The sequence below is a fragment of the Sorangium sp. So ce327 genome, assembly GCF_051530205.1.
Classification (GTDB): Bacteria; Myxococcota_A; Polyangia; order Polyangiales; family Polyangiaceae; genus Sorangium; species Sorangium cellulosum_B.
In genome coordinates this window covers 4,474,237-4,497,595 of sequence record NZ_CP150330.1, presented here as the reverse complement: position 1 = coordinate 4,497,595, position 23,359 = coordinate 4,474,237, and the positions used below count along the sequence as shown (strand labels likewise).

The window sequence follows — 23,359 nt, the reverse complement described above, 5'->3', positions numbered from 1 at the left end:
AGAAGTCTAGCGGGCGACGGCCCCCACCGGAAAGAGCCTCAGACGCCCGCGCGCACCGCGGCGATCGCGGCGGCGACCCCGGAGGGGGTGGCCTTGAGGTGCACGTCCAGGTGGTCATCCTTGGTCTTGAGCGCACGGACACCGAGCACCGGCGCGCAGATGCGCAGCACCCGCACGACCGCCGGATTCCCGCCGAGGGCCGGGATTTTGAGGAGATCCAGGGTAATCCTGTCCCCCTTCGCGTCGATCAGCGCGGCGGGCCGCTTGGGCATGAAGGAGACGAGATCGCCCGGCTTGTTCAGGTCGATCGCCCCCGAGCCGATCAGCCCGGCGATCGGCGAGGCCTCGTCGCCCATCACCTGCAGCTTGAGGTCGGCGATCCGCAGGCCGACCTGGATCGCGTCCGCGCGCACGTCGAGCTCCTCGGCGAAGGCCGTGAACGAGGCCCGGATCGGGGCGCCCATGATCTTCACCGTCAGGGCGAGGCGCAGGCCCGGGGGCGCGGCCTCGATCACGATGTCCTTCGGCGCGCGCTTGCCGCCGCTGAGCTCTCGCGCCAGATAGCGCAGCGCATCGATCGGGACGCCGAACCGCAGGCGGAGCGCGCCGCGGAGCGCCCTCGCGATCTCCTCGGGGTGCGCCTTGAGATAGTCACCGGCGTGGCGAAGCAAGACCTTCGGATCGGGCTTGGGCATCGTTGGGGCCGCTACGATTGCCCGGAGTCGGGCCAGCGCGCAAGGGGCGAGCGCGGTCCGCCGGGAGGCCCTCGACGACCGGAGGTCGCTGTTCGAACGGGGGCGACTCGGTCACACTCGGGCCCGATGCAGACCAGGATCCTACTTGTCATGGCGACAACAGCGCTCGCGATCGGCTGCGGATCGGCCGACGCGACGCTCGAGTGGACGCCGAACGGAGGCGGGGGCGGTGGCCAGGGAGGCGATGACGATGGCCGCGGCGGCGATGGCGACGGCCAGCACAGCGGCGGGGGCCAGAATGAGGGCGGGGGTAAGGGCGATGGCGGCGGCGGCGCGCCGAGCGGCGAGGACGGCGGTTCGAGCGGCGGCGGGGCGCCGGGAGCCTCCTGCAACCCACCTCCGGCGTGCGACGCGGCGCCGCCCGATCCGGGCGAGGAGCTCGCGTGGAATCACCCGTCTTCCTACGTCATCGCGGGCGCTGGGAGCCCCAACCACCGCGGACGCGACCTCTACCTGACGCCGGACGACCCGCAGTGGATCATCGGAAAGTTCTCCTACGGGATCACGGACAAGGACCTGAAGGATGAGCGGGTCGACGTCTATCTGCTCCGCGGCTGCGGCGGAGAGTGGGAGCGCCTCGGCTCGGCGACCACGACGGAAGCGGACTCGGCGCACCGCGCTGTCGAGGGCGTCAGCGACGACGGCGGCCGCGTCTACTTCGAGATCCCCGCGGCGCAGCGGCTCGGTCCGGGCCGGCACCGGGTCCACCTGGTCGTCCGCGGTGACCTCTCGAGCACCGACCTCTTCATCGAGGTCGTCCCGCGGGGCGCGCCGATGTTCGTCAGCGACGTCGATGGGACGCTCACCGGCACGGAGACCGAGGAGTTCACCTCGCTCCTCCTCGGCGAGCTGCCCGGCGTGCACGCGCACGCCGCGGCGGCGTTCCACCGGCTCACGTCGAAGGGCTATCGCCCGATGTACCTGACCGCGCGGCCGGAGTGGCTCGTCCAGCGCACGCGCGATTTCCTCGAGGCGTATGGCTTCCCGCCTGGCATCGTGCACACCGCGCTGAGCCTGACAGGCGCGACGGGCGACGCCGCCGCGGAGTACAAGACAGCGGAGCTGGAGCGGCTGTTCGACGGAAGGGAGATGCTGCCCGCGTGGGCCTTCGGCAACACGGCGACCGACGCCGAGGCCTACGACAACGGCGGCGTGATGCCGGTCGCGCGGCGCGTGTTCTACCGGTTCGACGATGAGGCGCACGGCGGCCGTCGCATCGACGGCTACAACGAGCTATTCGCCGAGATCGACGCGCTCCCCAGCCTCTGCGATTGATCCGCCCCGCCGGCGCGTCGACCCGTCAGCCGGACGCCTGCTCGGTCCGGGCGCCGCTCGCCGGCGCCTCCGAGGCGGCCGCGGCGCCGGCCGGCGCTTCGACGCGACCGCCGATCGAGCGGAGGAGCTCGCTCACCGCGGCGTGGGCGCGCTCGCGCAGGTCGTTGACCCGCGCGCCCTCGCGGCCGTCCTGGCGCACGGCGATCGGCGCGCCGACCCGGACGCGGACGATCCGCAGGGTGCCGTCGCCGGTGTCGAGGGCACCCTTCTTCATGAGGAGGTGCGTGCCGTCGATGGCGACCGGCACCACGGGCACGCCGGCGCGGACGGCTGCATAGAAGCCGCCGTTCTTGAACTGCCGGAGGATGCCGTCCTCGCTCCGCGTCCCCTCGGGGAAGACGAGCAGCGGCTTGCCGCTCTTGAGCACCTCCTCGAACCGCGAGATCGCCTCGACCGCGGCGCGGGAGCCGACCGTGCGATCGACAGGCACATGACCCGCGAGCCGGAGGTGCCAGCCGAGGAATGGGATCTTCATGAGGGAGCGCTTGGCGGCCCACTTGAAATCACCCGGCAGCACGGCGCCGAGGGCAAGGATGTCAAGCAGGCTCTGGTGGTTGGAGCAGTAGACGAACACCCCGGGAGGGACGTTCTCGAGTCCGCTCGTCTGGATCTCGATATCGAGCCCTCGCGCGCTCGCCTGACACCAGCGTCGCATGGCCCACAGGCTGGCCGAGCGCTGCGGCGTGAGGGGGCCCAGCGTCAGAGACACGGTGCCGTACGCCATGGTCCTGAGGGTGAAAGGGACCCACTGGCGCGTCGCCAGCCATGCGCTCCTGAGATCCATACTACAGCGCTTACCACTCTCCATGTCGGGCGAAAACGCGTAGCGTCTTGCGCACTGGCGCTGCGTGCGAGCGGCGTTGCTCGACTCCGGATCGCCGCTTCGCGGCCGGAGAGATCCGCGATCCGGCGCTCGCCCACCTCGGAAGTTCGCCATGGGCCAGGACCGCTCCGCGGGCCAGGGGGGCGGCTCGAGCGACGCGCTCTTGCGGTGGCGTGCGGTTACGGCTCGAGCGGCGGCGTGAGCAGCCCCCAGCCGACCGTGGCCGGCCGCCCGGCGCGCTCGAACTTGACCGTGTACAGGCCTGTCTCCTCGGCGCTCTGCACGACGGCGGGGCGCAGCGCGCCGACCCATTCGGCCCAGACGCTCGCCCCGATCTTCAGCTGCGGCTTGACGGGGAGCGGACGGAGGGCCGACTCGTCGGCGAGCAGCGCGGCGCCACCATAACCGAGGGCAAACCACCGTGCGGAGCTGCTGGACAGCGACGTCAGGACGGCGCCTGGCTCGGCCGCGGGACCGCCGAGCCGCGACACGAGCAGCACGTGGCGCCACGTGTCGCCGTCCTTCCATGCGGCGAAGTTGCCGGGGGCGAGCCCCGCGGTCTGCACGACGAAGCGAACGCCCTTGAGCTGCGCGAGCGGGGTCCGCGGGTCCATGTCGGTGTAGCGGACCTCGATCTTGTCCTTCACGAAGCGGGTGAGGACGGCGTGCTTCATGACGCCGTTCCACTCCGTAAGCAGCGGGTCGTGGGGCCGGAGGCGGGGCGCGTCGGGCACGGGGATGACGTAGCCCGGGTGAACCTTGTACGAGGGTCCACCCCTCCCCTCGACGATGAGGTCGTCGCCGTCGAAGCCGACCACGGTCGCCGCATACAGCACGAGCGTGGACCCGAGCTTTGCCCCGGCGAGCATCCGCTCCGAGAAGGTGAACACGCGGCGGCCTGGCTCGAGCTTGATCGGGTACGGCGGCAGGCCGAGCGGGTTCGACGCGTGCGCCGCGCCGGTCGGCGTCGAGGTCTCCGCGAACGCAGGCCGCGGCAGCGCAGCGACCGGCGGACTCTGAGAGGGCATCGGCGTCGGGGTCGACACCGGCGCCGACTCGCACGCGGCCGCGAAGCTCGCCGCCAGGAGGCAAGCGAGCGCCGCGAGCACGCCGCGGGAGCGCGGCGCTCGGGGCCCGGGGCATCGCATCGCGCGGCGCTCGCGATCCTTCGCGGTGGCGCGACGCAGCCTGCGGGACCCGGCCCCGAGACCGCCGGGACGTCGGTCAGCCATCGCGGGCGAGCATGGACCGCGAAACGGACGACGGCGAGCAGAAAGGGACGGGAGAAGGACCCGGCGAAGCGTCGCCGGTCGACGTGACCGCCCGCGTCAGAGCCGGAGAAGGAGGGCGCCGCGGTGCGGCGGAGCACCGCGCTCCTCGCGACGTGCTCGGCGTCTCTGCGCTACCCTGCGGCGCGATGAAGCGCGCGTTCAGCGTCGATGAGCTCAAGCAGACCGCGCCGCGCCTCGCCGTGGAGCGCCGCGCCGTGCGCTTCCAGGACGTCGACGCGGCCGGGATCGTCTTCTATCCGCGGGTCCTCGAGTATTTCAGCGACGCGTACATGATCGCGCTGAAGGAGCGAGGCATCGACCTTCCAGCGATGATCGCGGGCGGCACGATCAAGCTGCCGCTCGTCCACGCCGAGGCGGATTACCTCCTGCCGCTCCGGTTCGGTGACGCCATCGAGGTCGAGGTGCTCGCGCCGAAGCTCGGCGACACGTCGTTCACGGTGGGTTACCGCGTGACGACGGCGGGCCGGGTCGCCGCCATCGGGCAGACCGTGCACGTGTGCATCGACGGCGCGCGCTTCACGCCGTGCCCGCTCCCGGGCGATCTGCGCAGCGCGCTCGCCTAGCCACGCCGAGCGACGGCCGCTGGACGGCGCGCCGGGCGCTAGCGTGGTGGGAACGGGGCGAGCGCTGCCGCGAGCTGCGCCGCCGCGCCGGCGCGATCGAGCTTGCCCGCCGCGGTGAGCGGCAGCGCCGCGACGGCGCAGAGGCGCCGCGGGCGTTTGTGGGGGGCGAGCCGCGCCGCGACGACGGCCGCGAGGTCGCCGAGCAATGCGGGCGAGGGTGCGGCGCCGCCCGCCTCGCACGGCGCGGCCTGCTCGGGGACGATCGCCGCGGCGACGACCTGGCCCCAGCGATCGTCCGGCACGCCGAACACCACCGCGCCGGCGACGCCCTCGCAGGACGCGAGGACCTGCTCCACCTCGGCGGGATAGACGTTCTCTCCGCCGGTCACGATGAGATCGCTGCGGCGCGCCGCGACGTGCAGCCGCCCGGCGGCGTCGAGCGCGCCGAGATCGCCGGTGACGAACCACCCGGCGCCGTCGACCGAGAGCTCCGGCGCGCGGTCGGGGCCGCGGTAGTAGCCACGGAACAGCACCGGGCCGCGGATCTCGATGCGGCCCACGCCGTCGCTGCCGGCGCCCTCGATGCGGAGCTCGACGCCGGCGATCGGGGAGCCGGAGCCCGGCTCTGTCGCGCGCGGATCGCGCGGGCGTTGCACGGTGACCTGCGAGCACGCCTCGGTGAGGCCGTACGTGGTGAGCGCGGGGACCCCGCGGCGCGCGCACTCGTCGAGCGCCCGCTCCGGAGCGCCCGCGCCGCCGACGAGCACCGCGCGGAGCCGGGCGAGGACGTTGTCGCGATCGGTCTCCAGCAGCGCGAGCAGCATCGTCGGCACCACGGAGAGCAGCGTCGCGCGGTCGCGGACGATCGAGGCGAGCACCGAGGCGGGCTCGAAGCGAGGCGCGAGGATGACAGCGCGGCGCGCGAGCAAGCAGCGGGTCACGATCGAGAGGCCGCCGACGTGGCAGAGCGGAAGGCAGAGCAGCCAGCGATCGTCGTCGCGCACGCCGAGGTTGGCCGCGCTCCCCTCGGCGGCGGCGAGGAACGCGCGGCGCGAGAGCACCGCGCCCTTGGGACGCCCGGTGGTGCCCGAGGTGTAGACGATCGCCAGATCGCCGGAAGGGTCCGGCGGCGGGACGCGCGAGGCCTCGGCGGCGCGCGCCCCGCGCTCGCGGAGCGCGCCGATCTCCGGCGCGGCGTCGTCGAACAGGGCGGCGAGCGCAGGCTCGCGCAGCACGAGGTCGGGGCGCGCGTCGTCGATCAGGAGGCTCGCCTCGCCGGCCGTGAGCCGGGGATGGATCGGGACGAGCACGGCGCCGAGCGCGAGCAGCGCGTGGAGGACGATCACGGTCCCGAGCGCGTTCGGGGCGACGAGCGCCACGCGGGCTCCCTGCCCTACCCCCGCGCGGGCGAGCCGGGCAGATACGGCCGCGACCGCGGGCGCCAGCTCGTCGAAGCGGAGGGCGCCGCCGGGGCCGACGCCGAGGGCCGGGACGTCGATCGCGCGCGGCGCGTCCTCCTCGGCGCCGCCGAGGACGATCGCTGTCCGGGCGGCGATCGCGGGATCGCGCACGGTATCGAGGAGGCTCAGTCCGTCCATGGCCGGATGCCGAGGCCGGGCTGATCGCTGGCCGCGACCAGGCCGCCCTCGCGGAGCTGCGGGATCCGGATCGCGGGCCACGCCTCCAGGCCGGCGTGCGCGTCGAGGCCGCACGCGAGCGGCGCGCGCGGCAAGGCGAGCGCGAGCTCACACGAGGCGGCGAGCGCGATGGGCCCGTCGAAGAGGTGCGTCACCACGGCGTCGATGCCGCGCGCCTGCGCCCTGCAGCCGAGCGCGTGCGCGCGCATCAGGCCGAGCATCGCGGGCTTCAGGATGAACGCGGCGCAGCCTTCCGCTTCGAGCAGGCGCTCCGGCATGCCCTCGACCGCGAGCGACTCGTCGGCCGCCCACGGGACCTCGCGCGCGCCGAGGTGATGGAGGAGCTCGGGCGCGACCGGCTGCTCGACGAAGCGCGGGCCGAGCGGCGCGAGGAGCGCGAGCCGGCGGGGCGCCTCGTCGAGCGACCACGCCGCGTTCGCGTCGAGCCGGAGCTCGACGCCCGGGTGCTCCCGCCGCAGCGCGCACAGCGCCTCGAGGTCGCGCGCGAAGCCGTCCTCCCCGCGCGAGCGGAGCTTCACCTTGATCGCGCGGACGCCGCGCGCGGCGAGCGCACGCGCGCGCTCGAGCATCTCCGGCAGCGCCACCGAGGTCGTGAGCAGCCCGTTCACCTGGACGTCGGCGTAGCGCCCGTGTCCGCCGAGGCACGCCGATAACGAGAGGCCGAGGCGCTGGCCCAGCAGATCGAGCAGCGCCGTCTCCAGGGCGAAGCGCGCCGCCGGTAGATCCCGCAGCCGCGATGTCAGCGGCGCGAGCGCGCGCAGGATCGCCGTCGCCGTCGCCGTCGGCGGAGCGCCCTCGGCCGGCAGGTCGATCGCGCCGAGCGCCCCCGGCAGCTCGGCGAGCGCGCGCTGGTCGTCGTCGGCCGCGTCGGGTGAGAAGCCTGGGAGCGGCGTGGCCTCACCCAGGCCGACGCGCCCCTCGTCGTCGGTGAGCGACAGCACGAGGCCCCTGCGCGCGCCCTCGAGGACCCGGGACGCGAGGCGGGCATCGACGACGCGCATGATCCCTACAGCTGGGCCGCGAGGCCGAGCGAGAAGAGCAGCGCATAGGCGAGCAGCAGCTTCGCCGTCCCGGCGAGGCAGTCGTTGAGCGGCCGGCCGTCGGTCGTCGCCAGCACCCGGAGCAGGCGCACCGCGCGAGGGAACGTCGCGAACACGAGGAGCGTCCACCGACGGCCCTCGCCGACGGCGAGCGCGACCGGCACCGCGTAGGCGACGGCGAAGAGCATCGCGTATTCGATGACGCCCGCGCGGCGCCCGAGCCGGACGGCGAGCGTGCGCTTGCCGGCGACGACGTCCGTCTCGCGATCGCGGACGTTGTTGACGACGAGCACGGCGGTGGCGATGGCGCCGATCGGCACGGCCGCCGCCCACGCGAGCGGCGGGACCGAGCCGAGCTGGACGAACGCCGTACCGCAGACGGCGACGAGGCCGAAGAACACGAACACGAAGAGGTCGCCGAGGCCGTGATAGCCGAGCGGGTACGGACCGCCGGTGTACGCGACGCCAGCGAGGATCGAGACGACGCCGATCACCACGATGGGCCACCCGCCCACGAACGCCAGGTACACGCCGAACGGCAGCGTGAGCGCGATCGTGACGAGCAGCCCGGCGCGCACCTGACGCGGGGTGAGCAGCCCCGCCTGCACGGCGCGCGTGGGGCCGAGCCGCTCGTGCGTGTCGGCGCCCTTCTCGTGATCGAAGACGTCGTTCGCGAAGTTCGTCGCGATCTGGATGAGCATCGCGCCCGCGAGCGCCGAGAGCGCCGGGCCGAGCCGCATCCCGCCGAGCGCGTAGGCGACGGCCGTCCCGACCATCACCGGCGCGAGCGCCGCGGTGAGCGTCGCCGGCCGGCACGCGAGGAGCCACGCCCGGAGCGAGCCGGGGCGCACGCCACCCGGGGCCGCTGCGCCCGCCGTCTGAGGGGCCGCCGCGGCGCTCACGATCCCCTCTCCAGCTCGCGGGGCCCGCGCGCCCTCGCGGCGGCGCGAGCGCTCCCGCGCTGCGCGGCGCCCTCGCCGGACGCGCCGCGCGCGACGTCGTCGGGTGCGGGACTCGTGTTCGCGTTGACCTGGCTCATGATCGTGGATCCCTCTCGGCAAGCTCGGGGTTCTCGGCGCGCGCGCCGCTCATGGAGTCTGCAGATCGGCCGCCGCGCCGTCCGCGGCCGGCGCGCTGACCAGGACCGCGACGTCGCGACGAACGTCGGACCAGAGCCGCGCCACGCGGGCGGCGCCGTCGTGGGGCGGCACCACCGCCTCGATCAGCGTCGCGCCCGTCCGCTGGTACCCCGCGGCGAGCGCGCGGGCGAGCTCCCCGGCGGTGCCGGCGCGCTCGTAGGCGAGCCCGAACATCGCCGCCGCCGGCGCGAAATCGAGGTGCTGCGGCATCGTGAAGCACCGCTCGAGCAGCTCGGCGCCGCGCCTGGCGATGGGGAGGTGCTCGAAGATGCGGCCGCCGTCGTTCTGGACCACCACGATGACGAGCGGCGCTCGGCCGTCGCCCGCTGCCTTCGCGGCGAGGAGCAGCCCGGTCAGATCGTGCAGCAGGCTGAGATCGCCGAGCAGCAACGTCACCGGCGCGGCGGCCGCCACGCGCGCGCCGGCCGCCGCCGACACGAGGCCGTCGATCCCGCTCGCCCCGCGCTGGTGCAGCACGCGCAGCGCGCGCGCCGACGGCGGGCAGTACGTGTCGAGGTCGCGCACCGGCATGCTGTTGCCGATCGCGAGCAGCGAGCCCGCAGGGCACGCGCTGGCCACCATCCGGGCGATGGCGCCCTCCGTCAGCTCGTCCCCGGCGCAAGCGCGCGCGGCGTGCGCCGCCGCGATCTCGCCGGCGCGCGCGAACGTCGCGGCCCAGTCCCGCCGCCCGCGCCCCAGGCTCAGCGCCGCCCCGGCGAGGCGCGCCGCGAGCGCCTCGCACACCTCCACGGGCTCGCCCATCACGAGGGCAGCCGCGGCGCTCGTCGGGTCGTTCCAGCCGTGCGCGGAGACGACGACGCGGCGGGCGCTCGTGTGCTCGGCGATGTAGGTCGCGTAGCCGGCCGACGTCGGCGGGGCGCCGAGCTCGAGGATGAGGTCGGGCACGTTCGCCGCGCGGAACTCGGGCGCGCGGAGGAACGAGTCGAACGACGCCGGCATCACGACGCCCTCGGTGAGGCCGCCAAAGCAGATCTGGCTCGTGCCCTCGACGAGCACCGGGAAGCCTGTCGCGCGCGAGAGCGCGAGCACCGCGCGGCGCGCGCGCGCGTCGTCCTCTCGGCTCTCGGCGGGGCCGCACACGATGAGACCCCGCTCCGCGCGCGCGCAGCGCGCGGCGAGCTCCTCGATCGCGCGCCCATCGACCCCGGCGCGGGCCGACACGACCCGCGTGCCGGCGCGGCGCATCAGCGCCTCCCAGTCTGCCTGCCATGGCTCGGGCCCGGCCGCGTCGACAGGCTCGAGCGGCTTTCGGAAGCGCGCGTTGATGTGGACCGGGCCCGGCGTCGGCGACAGCGCGCGCGTGACCGCCTGGGCCGCGATGCGCGTCACCGCGCGCAACGCGAGGGGCGACGGATCCGGCAGCCCGAGCTCGGCGAAGTGACGGACGTGGTCGCCGAAGAGCTTGGTCTGATCGATGGTCTGCGCGGCCGCGGCGTCGGCGAGCTCCCACGGGCGGTCGGCCGTGATCGCGATGAACGGGGTGAAGCTCTGGCGCGCCTCGATGATCGCCGGGAGCGCGTGCGCGCCGGCGGTGCCCGAGGTGCAGACGAAGACGCTGGGCCGTCCGGTGACGCGCGCCTGCCCGAGCGCGAAGAACGCGGCGGCGCGCTCGTCGACGACGCTGTGGCAGCGCACCTCGTCGCTCTCCATCGCCGCGATCGCGAGCGGCGTGGAGCGCGAGCCGGGGCAGAGGACCAGGTCGCGCACCCCGGCCTGCGCGAGCGCGCGGACGAACAGCTGCGCCCAGGCAGAGTGGAGGTTCGACCCGCCCATCACCGCCCCCAGAGGCCCTCTCTCGCGCGCACCTCAGGCCCCCTCGGGCGTCGCGACGAAGAGGCACACGACGCCCATCGTGAGCGGCTCCACGCGGAGCACGCGCAGCCCCGCGCCGCGCATCAGCTCCGCGAACTCGTCCGGCGGCGGGAACCTCGCGATCGAGTCCTGCAGGTACCGGTACTCGTCCTTGCCGGAGATCGCGCCGCCCACGTACGGGACGACCGTGTGGATGTGGAAGCGCGCGAGCTTGCCCATGAGCCCGCTGCGCGGCTCGCTGAGCTCGAGGATCGCGATGCGCCCCCCGGGCCGCGTGACGCGCGCCATCTCGCGGAGCGCCCGCGCGCGATCCGGGACGTTGCGGATCCCGAACGCCATCGAGATGGCGTCGACGCTCGCGTCGCCGAGCTGGAGCTGCTGCGCGTCGCCGACCTCGAGATCGATCCGCCCGGCGAGCCCCGCGGCCTCCACCTTCCGGCGGCCGACGCCGAGCATCCCCTGCGACGGATCGACCCCGATGACCTTCACCTCGTGCTCCCGCGCGATCGCGATCGCGAGATCGGCGGTGCCGGTCGCGAGATCGAGCACCGTCGCGCCGGGCGAGAGCTCGAGCGAGCGCACCGCGCGCCGCCGCCAGCCCTGATCGAGTCCCAGCGAGATGACCCGGTTCAGGAGGTCGTACCGCTCCGCGATGCCGTCGAACATCTCGCCCGTGCCGAAGCGGCGCCCGCCGCGCGGCGCCTGATCCTGGCTCGCCTCGCTCATGTCCCGCTCCCCGCCTGGTGCACCGCGCGCGGCGCCTCGGCTCGCTCTGCGGCGAACCGCTTGCCTTCGCCGGACGGCGGCGGGGCGGACTCCCCGCCCGCCGTCGACGTGCCGCCGATCGCGCGCTTCCGCTCGTGGAGCCGCATGTGGCCTCGCTGGATGCCCTCGCTCGCGAGCGCGCGCAGCGCCGCCAGGTTGGACGCCAGCCCGACGGACGCCAGCACCACCGCGAGCTCGCGCGCGCTCTTCGCGCCCACGAGCTGGAGCGCGGCGCGCACGCCCGCGTGCACCTCGGTCGCGCCGCCCACCGTGCCGACGGCGAGCGGCAGCTCCGCCCGCCCCACGAGCCCGCCGGGGATGCGCTCCCACGTGCTCAGCGGCCGGTACCGGCCGCCGATCGCCGCGTACGCGTGCGCGCCCGCCTCGATGGCGCGGAAGTCCTGCCCGAGCGCGACCGCGGCCGCGTCGAGCCCGTTCATGAAGCCCTTGTTGTGGGTCGTCGCCCGGTACGGATCGAGCTCCGCGAAGCGGCTCGCCCGCGCGATGCCGCTCGCCACGTCCGCGCCCCCGAGCGCGTCGTCCGTCACGGTGGCCGTCACCCGGACGAGGCGACGGACGGTCAGGTTGGAGAGGATCCTCAGGCCCAGCGTCCCGCCGGCGATGCGCTGCACGAGCGGCGCCACGGCCTCTGCGACGGTGTCGACCAGGTTCGCGCCCATGGCGTCGCCGACCTCGACGTAGAGGTGCACGACGAGCACGCCGAGCTCCGCCGAGAGGACGCGCACCTCGAGATCGCGGCAGCCGCCGCCGCGCGCCACCATCCTGGGGATGGCCGCGTCCCCGGCCGCGAGCAGGCTCGCGCGGGCCGCCTCCAGCCGGCCCGCGGCCGCCTCCGCGTCCGGCACGTCGTCGAGCTGGACCTGGGCGGTCATGATCGGCGGGTCCGCCTCGCCGGAGAAGCCGCCCGACCGCCGGACCATGCGCGCCGCGTTCGACGCGGCGGCGATGACGCTCGGCTCCTCCACCGCCATCGGCACCAGCACGTCGCGCTGGTTCACGCGGAAGTTCAGCGCCAGGCCGAGCGGGAGCGCGTGCGTCGCGATGACGTTCTCGCACATCCGATCGGCCACCGCCGTCGGCAGCCCTCCCCCGCTGGCGAGGTGCGCGAGCGCCTCCTCGTCGAGCAGACCGAGCGCCTGGATCGCGCGGAGCCGCTCCTCGAGGCACCGCTTGTAGAAGCCGCTGATCCGGCTGGACACGTGTTGGCTCATCGGGTGTCTCCGCGCGCCGCGCGCGCTCGCGAGCGGGGCGCGCGCCCCGCGCACTGCATCAAGGGGTTCGTCATCGCCGCTCACCGCTTCCGCCGGGGCGTCGACATCGCGACCCCCTCCAGCGCCGCCTTCGCCGGGCTCTCCGGGAGCGGCTCGATGCTCCGCACCGCGTCTCCGCACAGCCGGGACGCGAGCTCCAGGCAGTCGTCCACGACGCGCTTCTCGACCATGATGTGCGCGATACGCCGGCCGAGCTCCGGCTCGACGGCCGCGTCCTCCGACGCGCAGTGCGCCTCGAGGGCGGGCGTGAGCTCGCGGTCGCGCTCCATGGCGAGGAGCAGCGGGTACGTCATCTTGCCCTCGCGCAGATCCGTGAGCAGCGCCTTGCCGGTCGCCTCCGGGTCGCCGGCGAAGTCGAGGACATCGTCGACGAGCTGGAACGCGACCCCGAGGCTCGTCCCGAAGCTCTCGAGCGCCTTGCAGAGCGGCTCGCTCACGCCGCCCGCGCGCGCCCCTGCGAACATCGCCCAGCGGAACAGCGACGCCGTCTTGCCGTCGACGATCTGGAAGTACTCGCTCGTGCTCGTGCGCACGCGGCCCCGCGACGCGAGCTGGAGCGCCTCGGCCACGACCATCTCCTTGATCACGAGGAGCACCCGCTCGAGCACGTCGGTCATGCCGACCGCCTGGATCTTGGAGAGCGCGTCGAGCAGGAGGTAGTCCCCGCCGAAGATCGAGGCGGCGTTGCCGTAGATGACCCTCGCCGCGTCCGCGCCGCGCCGGCGGTCGCCGAGGTCGACGACGTCGTCGTGCAGCAGCGTCGCGTTGTGGACGAGCTCGACCGCGACCGCGAACGTCCGCGCGGCGTCGTTGAAGCCGCTCCCGATGTGGGAGGCCAGCGCGACGCAGATGGGCCGCAGCCGCTTGCCGTTCAGGCCGAGCAGGTGCCGCGCGCTCTGGTGCGCCGGCGTCTCGCCGTCCAGCCCGACCTTCTCGATCTCGCGCTCGATGTCGCCGAGGTCCCCGTCGAGCAGGCGCCTCAGCTCCGCGAGGCGCGCAGCGAGCGCGTCGAGCCCTCGCCCAGCGCACATGCCTCCGAGGCTCGAGACGACATCGCTCCGCTGGACCGTCCCAGTAAACGTTGTAGTCGCAGTCATCCCATCTCCACCTGGAAGCACGAGCGCACGCTGCGCCCCGCACCGCGCGGGGCCCCCGTGACGGTCGAGCTCTCCGAAATCACGGTCCCGCTAGGCGCCTCGCCGGGAACGCACGGCGCGGATGGGGAACCGGACCAGATCCCCGAACCGCGAGAAATCCACGGTCCTGCTCTTGATGAACCCGTCGAGCGCCGCCTGCGCGACGATCACGAACGAGAGGAGCCGCTCCACTCGATCGAGGCTGAACCGGGCGGCGTCGGTGGGAGGCAGGCCCTCGAGCAGCGCCGAAGCCCGCTCGAGGCGCTCCCTCACGGAGTCGGCGATCAGCCGCTCGCGCTCGGCGAACACTTTGGAAATCATCTTCCAGAAGTCCGTCTCGGCCTCGAAGAACTCCTTCCGCTCGCCCGGTTTCCATACTCTTCGTACTACACCCCACCTTTGCAATTCTGTCAGCGACATACTCATTGCGCCGGAAGAAACCTGCAGCCGCTCGCCGATCTCGGCGGCGGAGAGGGCTCCGCCTTCAATGAACAGGACGGTCCAGATCCGCCCGAGCACCCGGCGGAAGCCCCAGTGCTCGATGACGTCGCCGATCGCATCCGCCGCGAGCAGCTCCGCCTGGCGATGGATGTCGCTTGCGTGGCTCATGAAAGTTTCAAAATTTTCTGAAAGAACTGTGTGGGCCTGGTTGCGCCGGCGTCAAGACATTCCCGACCGTTCTCGCCACGCAGCGCGGACGAGCGGGGTGATACGTGGCGTGAATCGCGCGTGAATCGCGCGTGAACCCCGCGTGAACCGCTCTCGACGGCGCTAGCTCACGCCCGGATCCGGGCCATGAGCTCCCGGTTTTGCCGGAGCAGCGCCTCGGGCATCCGCGAGCCGAACGACTCCAGGAACGCCTCGCGATCGCGCGCCTCCTCCAGCCACGCGTCGCGATCGATGGCGAAGAGCTCGCGCATGGCCTCGTCGTTCACGCCGAGGCCGCTCGTGTCGAGCTCGCCGTCCGTGGGCATGATCCCGACGGCTGTGTCGTGTCCCTTCGCCTCCCCGCGCACGCGCGCGACGATCCAGCGCAGGACGCGGAGGTTCTCGCCGAAGCCTGGCCAGAGGAGCGCGCCCGCCTCGCCCTGCCGGAACCAGTTCACGTGGAAGATCTTCGGGAACGCCGCGCGGTTCTCGCCGAGCTCGATCCAGTGCCGGAAGTAATCGCCCATGTTGTATCCGCAGAAGGGGCGCATCGCCATCGGGTCGCGGCGGACGACCCCGACCTTCCCGGTGGCGGCCGCGGTCGTCTCCGAGGCCATCGTCGCGCCCAGATAGACGCCGTGGGCCCAGCCGCGCGCCTCGCAGACGAGCGGCGCGAGCCGCGCGCGCCGTCCGCCGAAGACGATGGCCGAGATGGGCACGCCCGCCGCGGCGTCGAACTCCGTCGAGATGGACGGGCACTGGCGGGCCGGCGCGGTGAACCGGCTGTTCGGATGCGCCGCAGGCTCCCCGCTATCGGGCGTCCACCGGCGTCCCCTCCAGTCGGTGAGCACGGGCGGCACCGGACCGTCGAAGCCTTCCCACCACGGCGTCCCCTCCGGCGTGAGCGCCACGTTCGTGAAGATCGAGTTCCGGGCCAGCGTCGCCAGGGCGTTCGGGTTCGTCCTTGAGCTCGTCCCCGGCGCCACGCCGAAGAAGCCGGCCTCGGGGTTGATCGCCCAGAGCCGGCCATCCCGGCCGATCCGCAGCCAGGCGATGTCGTCGCCGACGGTCCACACCTTCCACCCCTTCTGGGACGCCGGCGGCACCAGCATGGCGAGGTTCGTCTTCCCGCAGGCGCTCGGGAACGCCGCGCAGACGTACGTCACCCGCCCTCCCGGGTCCTCCAGGCCGAGGATGAGCATGTGCTCCGCGAACCACCCTTCGTCGCGCGCCATCGTGCTCGCGATGCGCAGCGCGAAGCACTTCTTCCCGAGCAGCGCGTTGCCGCCATACCCGGAGCCGACGCTCCAGATGAGCCGCTCCGCCGGGAAATGGCAGACGAAGCGGCGCTCGGGGCTCAGGTCCCCGAGCGAGTGCAGCCCCCTGCAGAAGTCATCGGAGCTGCCCAGCGCATCGAGCGCGACACGGCCCATACGGGTCATGATCCGCATGCTCGCCACGACATAAGGGCTGTCGGTGATCTCGATTCCGACCTTCGCCGAGGGCGACCCCACTGGGCCCATCAGGTACGGGACGACGAACATCGTCCGCCCCTTCATCGCCCCGTCAAACAGCCGTCCAACCCGCTGCGAGGCCTCGTCCGGCGACATCCAGTTGTTCGTCGGGCCCGCGTCTTCCTTGTCGCGAGTGCAGATGAACGTGAGGTGCTCAGTCCGGGCGACGTCGGTCGGGTCGCTCCGGTGAAGATAGCAGTCGGGGTATCTCTCCCCGTCGAGCGCGAGGAGCGTACCGTCGCTCAGCATCCCCTGGATCAGCGTTCGGTTCTCCGCCTCGGAGCCGTCACAGAAGACGACCCGATCAGGCCGCGTCTGATGGGCGACCTCGTCCACCCACGCTGAAAGTTTCCGGTTTTGCATACGACTGCGAGCCTAGCCCGAGCGAGAACCTCCGCCAAGTGACAGTACTATTGTAGTATTTCGTCAAATCTGGACGATCTGGCAGAGGGCGTGGCGTGGCAGCCGGCCGGCGTTCACGGGTCGGATGGGCTCAGTTCACGCGAGGCGAACGCAGGGACGTTCGGCTATGCTGGAGACGTGCAGCGTGTCGTCGACCTCCCTGATCGGGGCAGACTGATCGTCGCCACCGACTTCCAGGGCAATGTCGCGGATTTCGAGCGAATCGCCGATGTCTTCGAGCAGGCGGCGACCGGCCGTGACGGCGCGGTCCTCGTGATCACGGGCGACCTCGTCCACGGACCCGAGCTCGACGAAGGTGAATGGCCCGACTACCTGGGCTCGTTCTATCGAGGCGATTCCGTGACCTTGTTGAAAAAGGCGAGGAGTCTCGCGGAACGCCACCCCGGCAGGGTTCACTACCTGCTCGGAAACCACGAGCACGCGCACGTGGGAGGTCCGGTGGTGGCGAAATTCTTCCCGGACGAGGCGCTGCGGCTCGAAGATCTCCTCGGCCCGGAAGACACGCTGGCGATGCGAAGCTGGTTCCGCGGGTGGCCGTTCGTGGCGGCCGCGCGCACGGCCCGGCTCGTCATGCTCCACGCGGCGCCGCACGCCCGCATTCACAGCCGGCAAGATCTCGATCGGCTCCCGCTCGACGGGTTCCTCGACGTGCCGCTCTCGGAGATGAGCCTGCACGGGACGCTCGGCGCGCTGCTCTGGGCACGGAGCACATCGAGCGACCGCGCCTATGCCTTCCTCCGCGCGATCGACCCGGACGCTCGCGTCGCGATCTACGGGCACGACGTCGCGCGCGAGGGGTATGCCACCGAGCGCGAGCCGCTGCTCTGCCTGTCGACGAGCTTCGGTTGCTACGACGGCGACAAGCTCTACCTGGAGTGGGATCTCGCCGAGCCCGCGGAGAGCGCGGCCGACGTCGCCTGGCGCGGGCTCCGGTCGCTGTACCCCGACGCGCCGCGCGTCCACAGCGAACCCTGATCGTCCCGACGAGAACGCCGCCAGGGCGCTAGCGACCGAGCTCCTCGACGAGGGCCGCGACGCCTTGGTCGATCTCGGCGTCGGTGAGGTAAGGCGCGGGGCCGATGCGGAGCACGTCGCGCCGGGCGTCGACGAGCACGCGCCGGGCGCGGAGGCGCTCCACGACGTCGCCCGCTCGCGCCGAGCGAACGGCGACGAAGCCGCCCCGGCGCTCGGGCTCGCGGGGCGAGACGACGTCGCCGCCGCGGCCCGCGGCGTCGAGGAGGTCGAGGATGCGCCCGGTCTGCCGGAGCGATATCGCGCGCAGCCGCGGGACGGTGAGGCCGAAGCGATCCCAGTGCTCGATCACCGCGGCGGCGCGGTAGAGCGCGGAGGGGTCGAACGTGGAGCCCGCGAATCGCGCGCCCCCGGGCGCGTACGCGACGCCGCCGCTGCTGCCCGCGAGCGAGCCGAAGTCGGCGAACCAGCCGGTGAAGACCGGGCGCAACCCGCAGCCGCGCGGGACGCGCATCCAGCAGACCCCCTCGCCCATCGCCGCGTACTTGTAGCCCCCCGCGACCGCGAAGACGTGAGGCGCCGCGCTTCCCCACGCGAGCGGGACGACGTTGAACGCGTGGTAGGCGTCCACGAGCGGGACGGCGCCGATCTCGGCCGCGCGCGCGACGACCTCGTCGAGCCGCGGCACCACCGTCGCGCTCTCGAAGAGCACGGCCGAGATCGCGAGCATCGAGGTGCCCGGCCGGAGCGCGGCGAGCAGCCGGTCGGCGAGCGCGTGGCGCGGCTCGACGCTCACCCAGTCGATCTCGACGCCCTCCTCGGCGAGGCGGGCGAGCTGGCGCCTGAGCGAGTGAAACTCGCCCTGCGTGGTGACGATCCGGAGCCGCTCGCGCCGAGGGAGCGACGTGATCAGCCGGTAGACGAGCTCGTGGGTGTTCTGGCCGAAGGCGATGGCGTCGCCGCGCTCGAAGCCCATCCGCTCCAGGATCGCCGCGCCGACCGCCGAGAGCCTCGGCAACACCGCGGCGTCCCACTTGCCGTCGACGAGCCGCGCGGCATCGTCGAAGCATGCGGAGAGCGCGTCGCGCGCCACATCCGGCCAGGCCTGGTGGGAGTGCCCCGTGAGCAGGATGCGCGGCGCCGCGTCCCCCGCCGGCGCGAGGAACCGCGAGTACGCCGCGCGAAACGCGTCGAGGTCGAGAGAGAAGCCCTGTTCCACGTCTCCTTGCATTCCAGCTCTTCGGTCGCGACATCGCGCGGCGAACACGCAGGGCGACGAGGCCCCGTACGCGCTGCCGCTTAACCCACTTCGATGCCCACTTCCACCCAGTCGGTCCGTGGGGTGCGGTGCGTTGCGCAGGATGCGTGGATTGCGTCCTCAACGCGCGTGGCGCGGCCTGGAGCGCTCTGCCACTTGCCCCACGCGCGCGCCGACAGCCCAGGCGGCCGGACGCGAGAGGACCCGCTTCTGCACGAAATCGAGCCTCAACAGGGCTGGCTCCTCGCCCCGCCATGACGTGCTCGCCGGGGCGAGGCGGCGGGACGCGCGGCGGGGGCGCGCCTCCGGCCGGTCCGATCATCGTAGGGGGAGGTAGCTCTCTCGGAGCCATGTGGAGCGGCATGCGCTCCGGATCGAGGTGGGAGGTTCCATGAAGGGCGAGGATTGCAGCGGCGTGGGAGGGGGGCCGGCGCGTCGTCGCGCTAGACTGCGCAACCTGCCGATGCGACCGCGCGCGGAATACCTCGAAGGGCTCGTCGACCTCACGTCCCACGACGACCCGAACGTCCGGCGCGCGCTGTTCCGGCAGACGATCGCCTCGCTGGCGCTGGTCGATGCGCTCGATGGATCGACCCCGCTCGACTCCCTCAGCCCGGATGGCCTGCTCCGGAGCGTCCAGACCGCCATGGCCGACGGGCTGCTCGACGATCTGAGCTGGCTCGCGCCGGCCGCGGCGAGCGTGGCGCTCTATGAGATCGCCGGGGCGCTCCCGCTCGGGCCGGAGCGGCGCGAGCTGGGCAGGCGCGTGCTCGGACAGCTCTATGCCGGCAACGCAGCGACGTTCGTCGCCCTCGCGACGCGCATGGCGGCCGGCTCGGCCCGCGGCCTGTCCGGGGCAGGGATCCGCGCCCGCGTGATGCTCTCGCTCTGGCTCCCCGCCGGCACCGACATCCCGGTCGAACCGCTCGCGCTCCTGCTCGCCTCGCGGCGCGAGCTGTCGCGCGACTGGATCGCCGCGCCGTCGACCGGCTCGCTCCCGGAGCGACGGCTCGCCGCGCGCCTGATCGAGCGCGCCGCCCGCGAGGCGACCCGCCGGGCCATGCAGGGCGACGATCTCCCGCTCCGGCTGTTCCGCAACGTCGGCGACGGGCGGCGGCGCGACCTCGACCGCAGCGCCGACGGGATCGCGCTCGCCTGGCAGACGCTCCTCGCCGATCGCGAGCCGCTCGTGTGGCGCCACGTCGCCGCGGCGCGAGGGCTGCTCGCCGGGGTGCTGCCCGACTTCGCCGAGGAGGTGCGCGCGCTGCTCGCCCAGGATCTCTCCCCCACCGAGTGGCGGCGCGGCGCGGCGTCGCTGGCCGCGAGCATCGCGGTGGATCCGGACGGCGCGCTCGGACGCGCCATCGAGCTGCTCCGGAGCCCGCTGCTCGCCGCGGACCCGGGCATCGCCACGGCGATGGCCTGGGGGCTCCCCGTCGCGGCCGACGCGGAGCCCGAGGCCGCCGACGCGCTGCTCGACGAGATCGCGCGCACGTCCCCGATGGCGACCGCCGAGGCGATCGTCGAGCTCCGGCGCGAGCTACGCGGCGTGATGAGCCGCGGCGAGCCGCTCGGCGCCCGCGCCGCGGCGCGCTGCGCCCGCGCGCTCGAGGACGCGCTCGAGGCCCCGCCCAGCGCGCACGTCCGCGACGACGGGCTCGCGGCGCTGGCGCGCGTCATCCACCGCGACCTCTCGATGGACAGCGCCGGGGTGGCGCTGCTGCGCGGCGCTCTCGACAGCGCCGTCGCGGCGTTCGTCGAGACCGGCCCGCGCGACGCGCACGGCCGCGCGCTCGAGGCCTACGCCCTCGCGACCGAGGTGGTGGGCGCGCTCGAGGAGATCGAGCTCTGCGAGCACGACGACGCGCAGAGCACCGCGGCGCGCAGGGCCGCGGTGGGGCTCGTGCGCGAGCTGGACGCCGAGCTGCTCGGCTCCGGCCTGCTGAAGAGCCTCCTGCTCCTGAACCGGCGGCCGAGCGACGACGCCACCGGGGTCGCGTCCCTGGATGATCTCGACGAGCGGCTCGCCCGCTGGCTGCTCCGCGCCGAGGGGCCCGCCGCCCGGGCGAGCGCCTCGCCGCCCCTGCACGTCACCGTGCACCAGCGCAACCTGCGCGCGCTCATCCACCTGATCGACGGCGAGAGCACCGACTTCGGCAGCGAGCCGGAGCTCAAGGCGCGGGTGCTCGCCCGCTGGACGGGCGCCATCGGCGTGCTGCTCGACCGGCTGCGCGCCGAACGCGGCTCGTCGCTCCGCCGCGCCATCGCCGCCTCGGTCGCCCGCGGCCTCGACGCGCTCGTGCGCGAAGGCGCCGCCGACGCGGCCGACATCTTCTTGCACGCGGCGATGCGCGGCGGCGACCCCGACGACCTCGACGTGCTCGGCCAGGCGAGCATGCACCCGGACGTCGCCCAGCTGCTGCGCGCCTACGCGCGGTTCGCGCGCGGCGGGCGCGAGGGCGGCGCGCGCGCGCCGGAGGGCGACGCCGCGGCGTCGCGCCGGTCGACCCGGCAAGGCGGCCTCGACGCGGAGCTCGCCGAGGCCGAGCGCGCGCGCGTGGCGCTCGAGCGCATCGCCGCCATCGAGGCGCTCGTGACGGCGCTCCCTGCGGGCGCGTCGCAGCGCACGGAGATCGTGCGGGGCGCGCTCGCCCGCCTCGCGCGCGCGCTCGGAGCGATGAACGCGGCCCGCGCGCTCAGCGCGCTGACCGGCGCGGGCGACGGCGACGCGGACGCCTCGCCGCTCGCCGCCCTGGACGAGGCCCTGACGCGCCTCGCGCAGCTGACCGCGGGCGCGCGCCGGCGCTGCGGGGAGCACCCGGCCTCCGCGCCCTCCGGCGCGACCGAGCCGCTGCGCCTCGCCATCGAGGTCGCGCTGCAGGAGGAAGGCGACGCGGAGCCGAGCGTCGCGGCGCCGATCGAGGCGCTCGTCTCGGCCGCGCGCGCGAGCATCCCGAGCGCGCTCGCCGACGTGGTCGCCCTCGTCGTGCCGCGCGTCCTGCTGCTCCCGGTCCGGCGGCAGAGCGCGCCGAGCGCCGTCGCCCTGCCCGAGCAGCCGCTGCCGGCGTGGCTGCCGAGCCGGCGCACGCTCGGCGGCTTCTACGTGCACCGCCAGCTCGGCGGCGGCTCGCTGGGGACGGTGTTCGTCGTCACCCGCACCGAGGAACGACACGATCCGTCGGCGGAGCGCTTCGCCCTCAAGGTGCCGGAGTACGATCACACGGCGGCCAGGAGCGTCTCGGAGGCCGACTTCCTCCGCCTGTTCCGGGAGGAGGCGGGCGCGCTGCTCTCGCTGCCCGATCACCCGAACCTCGCCGGCTTCGTGACGTTCGACGCGGGCGCCCGCCCCAAGCCGATCCTCGTGATGGAGCTCATCGAGGGCATCCGCTGCGACAAGCTGCTCGACGCTCGAGGCCTCACCTCGCGGAGCGCGGTGGCGCTGCTCGACGGCATCCTCGCCGGGCTGGAAGCCATGCACGCCGTCGGCGTCGGGCACCTCGACATCAAGCCGACGAACGTGATCCTGCGCGGGGGACGCGAGCCCGTGCTCGTCGATTTCGGCCTCGCCGGCCGCCACATCCGCCCTGGCTGCGCCACCGGCTGCTACGGCGCCCCGGAGATCTGGGGCGTCGTCCCCGCCGGGGTCACGCCGACGCCGCTCACGGCCGACGTCTACAGCTTCGGCTGCCTCGCCTACGAGATCCTCACCGGCAAGACGCTGTTCGACGCGCCCACCGAGGTCGCGCTCATCACGGCGCACGTCACGCACGACGGGCTCCCTGCGCCCATCAAGCGCATCGCCGACGATCCGAGGACCGCAGACATCGCGGCGTTCATGTATGCCTGTTTACGACACAACCCGAACGATCGCGCGAACGCCTCCTCCCTGAGGGAAATGCTGCTGCGGATCACCGGCCAGCTCGCCGACCTGAGATGGCCGCTCGACGACGAGCGCGCTGCCAGGCCCAGCATCGGTGGACATCGGAAAGTCCATACAGGAAATTCCTGATGCGTTTTTCCTCTGAATCCTGTCGGCTCAAAGAAGGATTTAAGCAGTAGGTTGTTTCTCGGCGGCGCGTTCGGGGGGCCGCGTATCAGGCCGCCATGGCCCCCGGGTCAGCGCTGCTCGATCCCCATCGACGTCCCGGCGCACCCCGGCGGCCAACCTTTCTCGATCGCGGCTGAGCGCTGGAATCGCGCCCCGCGATGCTCTAAGGGCGGCGTCGTTGGTCTCTGCGCTGAAACCGCCTCGCGACGAAGCCGAGCTCCGGTGCCGGGCGGCCGCGCTCGCCGGCCTGACGCTCGCCGATCTCGCACGCGCGCTCGATTGCGCCGTGCCCCGAGGCGGCGTGCGCACGAAGGGCGCCGCCGGCACGCTCGTCGAGCGCGCGCTCGGCGCGACGGCCGGCTCGACGTCGAGGCCCGACTTTCCCCACCTCGGGATCGAGCTCAAGACGATCCCCGTCGAGGTCACCGGGGCGCCGCAGGAGTCGACGTTCGTCTGCTCGATCTCGCTGTCGGACGCCGATCGTGCGGAGTGGGAGACGTCGCGCGCTCGCGCGAAGCTCGCCTGTGTGCTCTGGGTCCCGATCATCGCCGCTCCGGGCCGGCCGAGCGAGGAGCGACGGCTGGGCGCCCCGCGGCTCTGGCGGCCGACGGACGCGCAGGAGCGCGTCCTGCGCGCCGATTTCGAAGACCTGATGGGGCTCATCGGCATCGGCGCCGTCGAGGCGCTCACCGCGCACGCGGGGCGCTGGCTCCAGGTGCGGCCGAAGGCCGCGAGCGGGCGCTCGCGGACGCTCGCGTTCGGACGCGACGGGGAGATGATCGCCGCGCTGCCGCGCGGCTTCTACCTGCGCCCCAGCTTCACCGGCGCGATCCTCAGCGATCCGGCCGCGATCCCGGCGTGACCG

18 protein-coding genes are annotated in these 23,359 nt (G+C 73.6%); 5 read left to right on the top strand and 13 right to left on the bottom strand.

Features of this window, described 5'->3' with window-relative positions; all coding sequences use genetic code 11:
• Positions 1 to 38 precede the first annotated feature (38 nt).
• A complete protein-coding gene (locus WME95_RS16880; protein WP_437909398.1) occupies positions 39 to 695 on the bottom strand; it encodes a hypothetical protein in 657 nt (218 codons plus the stop codon).
• A 150-nt stretch (positions 696 to 845) separates the two neighbouring features.
• Here WME95_RS16880 and WME95_RS16875 point away from each other — a divergent pair, with 150 nt between their 5' ends.
• On the top strand, positions 846 to 2,030 hold the full coding sequence (locus WME95_RS16875) for a lipin/Ned1/Smp2 family protein (RefSeq protein WP_437909397.1): 1,185 nt from the start codon (positions 846 to 848) through the stop codon (positions 2,028 to 2,030).
• 25 nt (positions 2,031 to 2,055) lie between these two features.
• Here the strand turns inward: WME95_RS16875 and WME95_RS16870 are convergent, their stop codons facing one another.
• Together WME95_RS16870 and WME95_RS16865 are read right to left on the bottom strand one after the other, a co-directional pair.
• Entirely contained in the window at positions 2,056 to 2,874 is an 819-nt protein-coding gene (locus WME95_RS16870; protein WP_437909396.1) for a lysophospholipid acyltransferase family protein, read from the bottom strand.
• 218 nt (positions 2,875 to 3,092) lie between these two features.
• Complete coding sequence (locus WME95_RS16865; protein WP_437909395.1) at positions 3,093 to 3,941, bottom strand: hypothetical protein; 849 nt, start codon at positions 3,939 to 3,941, stop codon at positions 3,093 to 3,095.
• Between the two features lie 389 nt (positions 3,942 to 4,330).
• On the opposite strand from WME95_RS16865, the gene WME95_RS16860 reads away from it, so the two are divergent.
• Positions 4,331 to 4,768: an acyl-CoA thioesterase gene (locus WME95_RS16860; RefSeq protein ID WP_437329771.1), complete on the top strand. Its 438-nt coding sequence runs from the start codon at positions 4,331 to 4,333 to the stop codon at positions 4,766 to 4,768.
• Positions 4,769 to 4,806: 38 nt separating this feature from the next.
• Here the strand turns inward: WME95_RS16860 and WME95_RS16855 are convergent, their stop codons facing one another.
• From WME95_RS16855 to WME95_RS16815, 9 genes are all read right to left on the bottom strand, one after another.
• The gene (locus tag WME95_RS16855; RefSeq protein WP_437909394.1) at positions 4,807 to 6,366 is read right to left on the bottom strand and encodes an AMP-binding protein; all 1,560 of its coding nucleotides are present in this window, start codon (positions 6,364 to 6,366) and stop codon (positions 4,807 to 4,809) included.
• Entirely contained in the window at positions 6,354 to 7,427 is a 1,074-nt protein-coding gene (locus WME95_RS16850) for a mandelate racemase/muconate lactonizing enzyme family protein (protein ID WP_437909393.1), read from the bottom strand. The genes WME95_RS16855 and WME95_RS16850 overlap by 13 nt, the downstream gene beginning before the upstream one ends.
• A gap of 5 nt (positions 7,428 to 7,432) precedes the next feature.
• On the bottom strand, positions 7,433 to 8,368 hold the full coding sequence (locus tag WME95_RS16845) for a 1,4-dihydroxy-2-naphthoate polyprenyltransferase (protein ID WP_437909392.1): 936 nt from the start codon (positions 8,366 to 8,368) through the stop codon (positions 7,433 to 7,435).
• Between the two features lie 186 nt (positions 8,369 to 8,554).
• Complete coding sequence (gene menD, locus WME95_RS16840) at positions 8,555 to 10,399, bottom strand: 2-succinyl-5-enolpyruvyl-6-hydroxy-3-cyclohexene-1-carboxylic-acid synthase (protein WP_437909391.1); 1,845 nt, start codon at positions 10,397 to 10,399, stop codon at positions 8,555 to 8,557.
• A gap of 33 nt (positions 10,400 to 10,432) precedes the next feature.
• The gene (gene ubiE / locus WME95_RS16835) at positions 10,433 to 11,164 is read right to left on the bottom strand and encodes a bifunctional demethylmenaquinone methyltransferase/2-methoxy-6-polyprenyl-1,4-benzoquinol methylase UbiE (protein WP_437909390.1); all 732 of its coding nucleotides are present in this window, start codon (positions 11,162 to 11,164) and stop codon (positions 10,433 to 10,435) included.
• Positions 11,161 to 12,435: a hydroxymethylglutaryl-CoA reductase, degradative gene (locus tag WME95_RS16830; RefSeq protein ID WP_437909389.1), complete on the bottom strand. Its 1,275-nt coding sequence runs from the start codon at positions 12,433 to 12,435 to the stop codon at positions 11,161 to 11,163. Before WME95_RS16830 ends, ubiE begins: the two co-directional genes overlap by 4 nt.
• 80 nt (positions 12,436 to 12,515) lie before the next feature.
• Positions 12,516 to 13,526: a polyprenyl synthetase family protein gene (locus WME95_RS16825; RefSeq protein WP_437909388.1), complete on the bottom strand. Its 1,011-nt coding sequence runs from the start codon at positions 13,524 to 13,526 to the stop codon at positions 12,516 to 12,518.
• A gap of 156 nt (positions 13,527 to 13,682) precedes the next feature.
• On the bottom strand, positions 13,683 to 14,240 hold the full coding sequence (locus tag WME95_RS16820; protein WP_012235639.1) for a GbsR/MarR family transcriptional regulator: 558 nt from the start codon (positions 14,238 to 14,240) through the stop codon (positions 13,683 to 13,685).
• 167 nt (positions 14,241 to 14,407) lie between these two features.
• Positions 14,408 to 16,156, bottom strand: coding sequence for a phosphoenolpyruvate carboxykinase (GTP) (locus tag WME95_RS16815; protein WP_437909387.1), 1,749 nt, complete (start codon positions 16,154 to 16,156; stop codon positions 14,408 to 14,410).
• A gap of 177 nt (positions 16,157 to 16,333) precedes the next feature.
• Between WME95_RS16815 and WME95_RS16810 the strand changes: the two genes are divergently transcribed.
• A complete protein-coding gene (locus WME95_RS16810) occupies positions 16,334 to 17,191 on the top strand; it encodes a metallophosphoesterase (RefSeq protein ID WP_437909386.1) in 858 nt (285 codons plus the stop codon).
• A gap of 28 nt (positions 17,192 to 17,219) precedes the next feature.
• Here the strand turns inward: WME95_RS16810 and WME95_RS16805 are convergent, their stop codons facing one another.
• Positions 17,220 to 18,419 carry a kynureninase/PvdN C-terminal domain-containing protein gene (locus WME95_RS16805; protein WP_437909385.1) on the bottom strand — a complete coding sequence of 400 codons (1,200 nt, stop codon included), beginning with the start codon at positions 18,417 to 18,419 and terminating at the stop codon, positions 17,220 to 17,222.
• Between the two features lie 418 nt (positions 18,420 to 18,837).
• On the opposite strand from WME95_RS16805, the gene WME95_RS16800 reads away from it, so the two are divergent.
• Complete coding sequence (locus WME95_RS16800) at positions 18,838 to 22,455, top strand: protein kinase domain-containing protein (protein ID WP_437909383.1); 3,618 nt, start codon at positions 18,838 to 18,840, stop codon at positions 22,453 to 22,455.
• Between the two features lie 217 nt (positions 22,456 to 22,672).
• On the top strand, positions 22,673 to 23,356 hold the full coding sequence (gene mutH, locus WME95_RS16795; protein ID WP_437909381.1) for a DNA mismatch repair endonuclease MutH: 684 nt from the start codon (positions 22,673 to 22,675) through the stop codon (positions 23,354 to 23,356).
• The last annotated feature ends 3 nt before the right edge of the window (positions 23,357 to 23,359 follow it).

Excerpts from the sequence above, each read along its gene's own strand:
- WME95_RS16865 (WP_437909395.1), bottom strand. The coding sequence starts at position 3,941 with ATGCCCTCTCAGAGTCCGCCGGTCGCTGCGCTGCCGCGGCCTGCGTTC.
- WME95_RS16825 (WP_437909388.1), bottom strand. The coding sequence starts at position 13,526 with ATGTGCGCTGGGCGAGGGCTCGACGCGCTCGCTGCGCGCCTCGCGGAG.
- menD (WP_437909391.1), bottom strand. The coding sequence starts at position 10,399 with ATGGGCGGGTCGAACCTCCACTCTGCCTGGGCGCAGCTGTTCGTCCGC.
- WME95_RS16855 (WP_437909394.1), bottom strand. The coding sequence starts at position 6,366 with ATGGACGGACTGAGCCTCCTCGATACCGTGCGCGATCCCGCGATCGCC.
- WME95_RS16800 (WP_437909383.1), top strand. The coding sequence starts at position 18,838 with ATGAAGGGCGAGGATTGCAGCGGCGTGGGAGGGGGGCCGGCGCGTCGT.
- WME95_RS16805 (WP_437909385.1), bottom strand. The coding sequence starts at position 18,419 with ATGCAAGGAGACGTGGAACAGGGCTTCTCTCTCGACCTCGACGCGTTT.
- WME95_RS16820 (WP_012235639.1), bottom strand. The coding sequence starts at position 14,240 with ATGAGCCACGCAAGCGACATCCATCGCCAGGCGGAGCTGCTCGCGGCG.
- WME95_RS16860 (WP_437329771.1), top strand. The coding sequence starts at position 4,331 with ATGAAGCGCGCGTTCAGCGTCGATGAGCTCAAGCAGACCGCGCCGCGC.
- WME95_RS16870 (WP_437909396.1), bottom strand. The coding sequence starts at position 2,874 with ATGGATCTCAGGAGCGCATGGCTGGCGACGCGCCAGTGGGTCCCTTTC.
- WME95_RS16850 (WP_437909393.1), bottom strand. The coding sequence starts at position 7,427 with ATGCGCGTCGTCGATGCCCGCCTCGCGTCCCGGGTCCTCGAGGGCGCG.
- WME95_RS16815 (WP_437909387.1), bottom strand. The coding sequence starts at position 16,156 with ATGCAAAACCGGAAACTTTCAGCGTGGGTGGACGAGGTCGCCCATCAG.
- WME95_RS16880 (WP_437909398.1), bottom strand. The coding sequence starts at position 695 with ATGCCCAAGCCCGATCCGAAGGTCTTGCTTCGCCACGCCGGTGACTAT.
- WME95_RS16830 (WP_437909389.1), bottom strand. The coding sequence starts at position 12,435 with ATGAGCCAACACGTGTCCAGCCGGATCAGCGGCTTCTACAAGCGGTGC.
- WME95_RS16875 (WP_437909397.1), top strand. The coding sequence starts at position 846 with ATGGCGACAACAGCGCTCGCGATCGGCTGCGGATCGGCCGACGCGACG.
- ubiE (WP_437909390.1), bottom strand. The coding sequence starts at position 11,164 with ATGAGCGAGGCGAGCCAGGATCAGGCGCCGCGCGGCGGGCGCCGCTTC.